5 protein-coding genes are annotated in these 6,999 nt (G+C 74.1%); all 5 read left to right on the forward strand.

All coding sequences use genetic code 11. The features are described 5' to 3' along the window. The first annotated feature begins 57 nt into the window (after positions 1–57). The 5 genes from ABT296_RS26290 to ABT296_RS26310 all read left to right on the forward strand — a co-directional run bounded on the left by ABT296_RS26290 (position 58) and on the right by ABT296_RS26310 (position 6,875). The gene (locus tag ABT296_RS26290; protein WP_351931101.1) at positions 58–1,824 is read left to right on the forward strand and encodes a glycoside hydrolase family 35 protein; all 1,767 of its coding nucleotides are present in this window, start codon (positions 58–60) and stop codon (positions 1,822–1,824) included. After that, positions 1,821–4,211 (forward strand): beta-galactosidase, encoded by a 2,391-nt coding sequence (locus ABT296_RS26295; protein WP_351931102.1) that lies wholly within the window; start codon positions 1,821–1,823, stop codon positions 4,209–4,211. Before ABT296_RS26290 ends, ABT296_RS26295 begins: the two co-directional genes overlap by 4 nt. Before the next feature lie 169 nt (positions 4,212–4,380). Further along, positions 4,381–5,445 (forward strand): LacI family DNA-binding transcriptional regulator, encoded by a 1,065-nt coding sequence (locus ABT296_RS26300; RefSeq protein ID WP_351931103.1) that lies wholly within the window; start codon positions 4,381–4,383, stop codon positions 5,443–5,445. A gap of 108 nt (positions 5,446–5,553) precedes the next feature. Beyond that, positions 5,554–6,264, forward strand: a complete 711-nt coding sequence (locus ABT296_RS26305) for an FAD binding domain-containing protein (RefSeq protein WP_351931104.1) — start codon at positions 5,554–5,556, stop codon at positions 6,262–6,264. Between the two features lie 203 nt (positions 6,265–6,467). Beyond that, entirely contained in the window at positions 6,468–6,875 is a 408-nt protein-coding gene (locus ABT296_RS26310) for a DUF5959 family protein (protein ID WP_351931105.1), read from the forward strand. The last annotated feature ends 124 nt before the right edge of the window (positions 6,876–6,999 follow it).

The following is a 6,999-nucleotide window of genomic DNA, read 5'->3' on the forward strand; positions in this document are numbered from 1 at the left end:
CACACCACTGCGAGCCGCACATCCGCCCGCCCGTACCCGCGAAAGGGAAGCTCCCGCATGCCTGCCCTGACGACGACGTCCGACGGTTTCCTGCTGCGCGGCGAGCCGCTGCGCATCATCTCCGGCGCCCTGCACTACTTCCGGGTCCACCCCGGCCACTGGGCCGACCGGCTGCGCAAGGCACGCCTAATGGGTCTCAACACCGTGGAGACCTACGTGCCGTGGAACCTCCACCAGCCCGACCCCGACGGCCCCCTGGTCCTCGACGGCATCCTCGACCTGCCCGGTTTCCTGGGCCTCGCCCACGCCGAGGGGCTGAACGTCGTCCTGCGTCCCGGCCCGTACATCTGTGCCGAGTGGGACGGCGGCGGCCTGCCGTCCTGGCTCGTCTCCGACCCCGGCATCCGGCCGCGCAGCTCCGACCCCCGCTTCACCGGCGCCGTCGACCGCTACCTCGACCTCCTCGTCCCGCCGCTGCTCCCGCACCTGGCCGCGGCGGGCGGGCCCGTGATCGCCGTACAGGTGGAGAACGAGTACGGCGCCTACGGCGACGACACCGCCTACCTGAAGCACCTGGAGCGGGCCCTGCGCGACCGCGGTGTGGAGGAACTGCTCCTCACCTGTGACCAGGCCATCCCCGAACACCTGGCGGCGGGCGGCCTGCCCGGGGTCCTCGCGACGGGCAACTTCGGCTCCCGGATCGACCGGAACCTGGCGGAACTCCGTGCCCACCAGCCGCAAGGCCCGCTGATGTGCATGGAGTTCTGGATCGGCTGGTTCGACCACTGGGGCGGGCCGCACCACGGCCGGGACGCCGCCGACGCCGCCGCCGACCTGGACCGGCTGCTGTCGGCCGGGGCGTCCGTCAACATCTACATGTTCCACGGCGGCACCAACTTCGGCCTCACCAACGGCGCCAACCACCACCACGCCTACGCCCCGACCGTCACCTCCTACGACTACGACGCCCCGCTGACCGAGCACGGCGACCCCGGCCCGAAGTACCGCGCGTTCCGCGAGGTCATCGCCCGCCACGCACCGGTGCCGGACGAACCCGTCCCCGCGCCCTCACCCAAACTCACGCCCACCGACGTCGAGTTGACCCATCGGGCCGCGCTGCTGCCGTCGGCCGCCCGTACCGCGCCCGTGCGCGCCGAGGGCGACCCGCCGACGATGCACGCCCTGGGACTGCGCGCCGGGCATGCGCTGTACCGCACGACGCTGCCCGAACCGGGCGACCGGCTGCTGCGCTTCACGGGCGGAGTGGGCGACCGCGCCCAGGTGTTCGTGGACGGCGCCCCGGCCGGCGTGCTGGAACGCGAGCGCTCCGAGGAGCTGCTGCCCGTGCGGGTGCCGCGCGCCGGTGCCGTCCTCGACGTCCTGGTGGAGAACCAGGGCGGGGTCAACTACGGCCCGCGCATCGGCGCCCCCAAGGGACTGCTGGGCCCGGTCACCGCCGACTCCGCACCGCTGCACGGCTGGGACTGCCATCCGCTGCCGCTGACGGACCCGGGCGAACCGGAGTTCAGCCCGGCCGTCTCCGACGTCTGCGCCGAACCGGCCTTCCACCGGGGCACGTTCGAGGTGGAGACCCCCGCGGACGCGTTCCTGGCCCTGCCCGGCTGGGTCAAGGGCCACGCCTGGGTGAACGGCTTCGCCCTCGGCCGCTACTGGAACCGCGGCCCTCAGCGCACCCTGTACGTGCCCGCCCCGGCGCTCCGCCCCGGCACCAACGAGCTGATCCTGCTGGAACTGCACGGCACCACCACCGCCCGCGCCCTGCTCACCGACACCGCCGACCTGGGACCGGAGAAGCACTCGTGAATCACCGTCTGCGCGCGGGCGCGCCGCTGCCTCCCCCGCCGTCCGGCCATCTGCCCTTCACCGACGCGCCGGGCGTCCCCGACCCCGTCGAGGTCACGGGCCGCTGGTTCACCCGCGGCGGCCGGCCCTGGTTCCCGGTCTCCGGCGAGTTCCACTACTCCCGCATGGACAGCGGGAGTTGGGAGGAGGAGCTGCTGAAGACGAAGGCGGGCGGGGTGACCGCCGTGGCGAGCTATGTCATCTGGATCCACCACGAGGAGGTCGAGGGCCGGGTCCGCTTCGACGGCGACCGCGACCTGCGCCGCTTCGCCGAACTGTGCGCCCGGCACGGCCTGGACTTCGTGCCGCGTATCGGCCCCTGGTGCCACGCCGAGGTCCGCAACGGGGGCCTGCCCGACTGGCTGCTCGCCCGCGACTGCGTGCCGCGCACCGACGACCCGGGCTATCTGGAGCCCGTGCGGGCCTGGTTCGCGGCGATCGCGGAGCAACTGCGCGGCCTGGACCGGGCGCACGGCGGCCCGGTCGTCGCCGTCCAGATCGAGAACGAGCTGTACGACCAGCCCGGCCACCTCCTCACCCTGAAGCGGACGGCGCAGGACGCCGGACTGAGCGCGCCGCTGTGGACGTCGACCGCCTGGGGCGGGGTCCAGCTCCCCGCCGACGAGCTGCTGCCGCTGTACGGCGGCTATCCGGAGACCTTCTGGACCGAGTGGGACGGCGGCTGGCCCGACACCTGCCGCAAGCACTTCTTCTTCACCGACCAGCGCGACGACGAGGGCATCGGCGCCGATCTGCGGCCCCTCACCGCCGGCGGCGGCGAACCCGCCCCGACGGACCGGTTCCCCTGGGCCACCTGCGAGCTCGGGGGCGGCATGGCGGTGGCGTACCACCGCCGGCCGCGGGTGGAGGCGGCTGATGTGGCCGCGCTCGGGCTGACCAAGATCGGTTGCGGATCGGTCTGGCAGGGCTACTACATGTTCCACGGCGGCACCAACCCGCCCGGCGAGCTGACCGGCCTCCAGGAGTCCCACGCCACCGGCTACCCCAACGACCTGCCCCGGCTGACGTACGACTTCCAGGCGCCGCTGGGCGAGTTCGGGCAGTACCGGCCCTCGTACCACGAACTGCGCCTCCAGCACCTGATGCTGGCCGAGTTCGGGCACCGGATCGCCCCCATGCGGTCGGTGCTCCCCGAGCGGCTGCCGAGCGGTCAGCACGACCGGGACACCCTGCGCTGGGCGGTCCGCTGCGACGGCGGCTCGGGCTTCCTCTTCGTCAACAACCACCAGCCGCACGAGCCGCTGCCGGAACACCCGGAGACGAGGTTCGCCGTCGAACTCGGCGGCGACGGAACGGAACTGGAGTTCCCGAGCGCCGCGGTGACCGTCCCGTCCGGCGCGTACTTCTGCTGGCCGCTGCGGCTGGAGGTGGGCGGGCTGCGGCTGGAGTGGGCCTCCGCGCAGCCCGTGTGCACGGTCCAGGACCACGGGCGCACGGTCCTGGTGCTGGCCGCCACCGACGGCATCACGCCCGAACTCGCCCTGGAAGCGGCCACGGTGAGCACGGTCGACGCCCCGGGCGCGCAGGTCGGGCACGCGGACGGCCGGATCCTGGTGACGGGGGTGCGTCCCGGCACCGACGCCCTGGTCGAGGTGGGGACGGCCGACGGCGGCCGGGTCGGACTGCTGGTCCTCGACGCGACGACGGCGCGCGGCGTCTACAAGGGACGGGCCTGGGGCGCCGACCGGCTGGTGCTCTGCGCGGACGGGATCGTCTTCGACGAGTCCGGAAACGGGTCCAGCGTGGGGTCCGGAAACGGGTCCGGGATCCGGGTGCACAGCACGGTCGCCCGGCCCTCGTTCGCCGTACTGCCCGCCCCGGAAGGGGACTTGTCGGCGGAGGGCACGGCGGTGGCCCGCACCGCGGACGGCGTGTTCACGCGCTACACGCTGGAGGGCGCCGCGTCCCCCGGCGCCGCGCCTGTCACCCGGGTACGTCCCGCGGGGCCGCCGCCGGTCCCGGTGACGGGCGTCCAGGGCCGGGCGAGCGTGCCCGAGGACCGGCACTTCGAGGCCGTGGCCGCCGAGTTCCGCGTCGAGGTGCCCGAGGGGCTGCCCGCCGGAACCCTGCTGCGGCTGACCTGGACGGGAGACGTGGGGCGGGCCTACGCGGGCGGGCACCTGGTCGCCGATCAGTTCTACTCGGGCCGGGTCTGGGACATCGGCGCGGACCGGCTCCCGGCCGGTGAGCTGCGGCTGCTGGTGCTGCCGTTGCACCCCGACGCCCCCGTGCACCTGCCGGAACGGGCCGACCGGGAGGCGCGGACGGCCGCGATCACCGGCGCCGAGTGGGTCACCACCCACACCTGGACGGTCCGGACAGGGTGAGCGGCCGACGGGCGGTCCGGACGCAGTGAGCAACCCGCCCGGCGCCCGCGCCTATGCTGTGGTCCCGACCGGGCGGGACCACAGCAGCGCACCCCGCCCCGCCACACCCCCGCACCACAGCCCCGCCGCCCCGCCGCCCCGCCGCACCGAAGCCGAGGAAGCACCGACCATGAGCCCGAGCCCTGACGGCTCCCCCGGCCCGAGGGGGCGCGCCAGGCGCAACTTCGCCGGGGCACGCCCGGTGATGGGCGACGTGGCCCGGCTGGCGGGTGTGTCGAAGCAGACCGTCTCCCGGGTGCTCAACGAGCACCCTTCCGTACGGCCCGAGACCCGGGAGGCGGTCCTCGCGGCGATGAACACGCTCGGGTACCGGCCCAGCCGCAGCGCCCGCTCGCTGGCCAGCGGACGGACCCGGATGCTCGGGGTGATCTCCTTCGACGCCGCCCGCTACGGCCCCGCCTCCATCCTGACCGCGATCAACACCGCGGCCCAGGAGGCCGGTTACCTGGTCAGCTCGATCGCCCTGGACACGGCCGACCCCGCCACGGTGACCGAGGCGGTCGGCCGACTGGCGGCGGAGGGCGCGGACGGGGTGATCGCCATCGCTCCGCAGTCCTGGGTGGGCAGGGCCCTGGCCGAAACCCGGCTGGACCTGCCGCTGGTGGTGCTGGAGACCGCGCCCGACGCCGAGACGCCGTTGGTCGCCGGGGACTCCCGGACGGGCGCCCGGCTCGCCACCGGACATCTGCTGGACCTCGGGCACGCCACCGTGTGGCACATCGCGGGCCCCGAGGGCTTCAGCTCCGCCGACCGGCGCCTCGCGAGCTGGCGGGCGTGTCTCTCGGAGCACGGGGCGCCGGTCCCCGAGCCGCTGATCGGGGACTGGAGCGCGGACTCGGGCTACGAACTGGGTCGCCTCCTCGCCCGGCGCCCGGAGGTGACCGCCGTGTTCGCCTCCAACGACCAGATGGCGCTGGGCCTGCTGCACGCCCTGTACGAGGCCGGGCGGTCGGTCCCGGGCGAGGTCAGCGTGGTCGGCTACGACGACATCCCGGAGGCGGCGCACCTGTTGCCGCCCCTGACGACGGTGCGCACCGACTTCACGGAGATCGGCACCCGTGCGCTCCGGCTGCTCCTGGCCGGAATCGACGGGCACGCGGAGCCGCCGCGCGTCGAGTCGCTGGTGCCCGTGGAACTGGTGGTGCGCCGGAGCACCGGACCTGCGCCTTCGTAGCGACTCGGGGCGTGCGGAGTGAATCCGTGATCCCTGCATGCGCCCCCATCGAGGCGGGGAGAATCCGATACGCGTTTGTCCGGAACCGATCGGAAAGCAGGCCGCTCCGTGTTGTTGCATCTGCCCACGTCCGTGTCCGAGGTACAGCAGCACACCGCAGAGGGGGCACTGCCGATCGGAGGGGCGACCCTCGCCTGGGCGACCTACCAACGCGACGGCTTCCCCGAGCAGGTCATGTCGCTGAGGAACCTGCCGGAGGCGAACGTCCTCGGGCCCCGGACCCTGGGTGCGGCCGTGCTCCTGCACCGAATAGACGACCGGGTGCCGGAGGTGCTGCGCCGGGCGGCCGGCACGATCGGCACCGGTGCCGTGCGGCGCGCGGCCACCGTCGGCGGCAACATCGTGGGAAGCACGCTGCGCTGTCTGCTCCCGGCCGCGCTGGTCCTCGACGCCCGCGCGACGGTCCTGGACGCGGCCGGCGTCTACGAGACCGACCTCTCCGAGCTCCTCGCCAAGCGTCCGGTCCTGCTCAGCATCGGCTGGCGCACACCGCTGGCCAGCGGCTACTTCAAGGAGGAGGCCGAGGCGGGCGGCCCGCCGCCGTTCGTGGTCGCCACCGCCGTACACGCCGGCTCCGACGGCACGAAGCTCCTGCGGGTCGCGGTCCGCGACGGCTACGAGTTCCTCACCGCGAGCGCCGCCCACGACTCCGACGTGGAGGCGGTACTGGCGGCCGTGGAGGCCACCGACATCGGCGCGCTCCCGCTCGACCGGCGGGACGTGGTCCGGACCCAGGTGAGAGAGATCCTCAACCGCTGACCCCTGAGCGCGCGGGCCGCACACACCCCCGCGCGGGACGGGTTTCGCCCGCCCCGGGCCCTGCGCCCGGGGCGGGCTTTCGTATGCCCGGCCGCCCCGGGCGAGCGAGATGCCCCCGGCCGCCCGAGAGACGGTGGCGTGGCCTGGCCGGCGGGCGCGGAGGCTATTCTTCGGCCAGGTCGGTGCGGGAACGGGGAGGGCACATGGACGGAGCGGTCGAGCTGGTGCGGCTGGGGAGCGCCGGGAACGGCGTCGTCCTGCGGATCACCGCGGCGGAGGGGGCCGGGGAGCCCCTCACGGGCGTCCTCGTCGTCGACACCCCCTTCGTCTCGGGCCGTCTCGACGTCCGGGTCCTGGCCGAGGACCTGCGGGAGTGGCAGGAGGCCCTGGACGCCCTGGACTCCGGGCAGGACGAGGACCGGCGGGCGTTCTCGCACGGGGCGTCGCTGCTCGTCGAGCGGGACGCCGCGGCGGAACTGGCCCGGGTCACCGTCGAGGACACCTCGACCCCGCCGACGTCGGTCACGGTGACCGTACCGATGGACGACACCTGGTTCGACGACGCCTACGAGCGCCTGGAACACGCCTGGAAGACCTGGCCGCTCTCCTGAACCCCTAGGGCCCTTCTGATGGATCTCCGCGGCGTCGCGACGCCCGGCACGCACTCTCGACGCACGGCGTGGAGGGACAGGTGGCTCCGCCACATGTCCCTCAGATAGGAAGAGCGTCGGGTAG

The sequence above is a fragment of the Streptomyces sp. NPDC000983 genome (genome assembly GCF_040299205.1).
Classification (GTDB): domain Bacteria; phylum Actinomycetota; class Actinomycetes; order Streptomycetales; family Streptomycetaceae; genus Streptomyces.

Bases quoted from the DNA above. Each gene is read 5' to 3' on its own strand.
- ABT296_RS26290 (WP_351931101.1), top strand. From the start codon at position 58: ATGCCTGCCCTGACGACGACGTCCGACGGTTTCCTGCTGCGCGGCGAG.
- ABT296_RS26300 (WP_351931103.1), top strand. From the start codon at position 4,381: ATGAGCCCGAGCCCTGACGGCTCCCCCGGCCCGAGGGGGCGCGCCAGG.
- ABT296_RS26310 (WP_351931105.1), top strand. From the start codon at position 6,468: ATGGACGGAGCGGTCGAGCTGGTGCGGCTGGGGAGCGCCGGGAACGGC.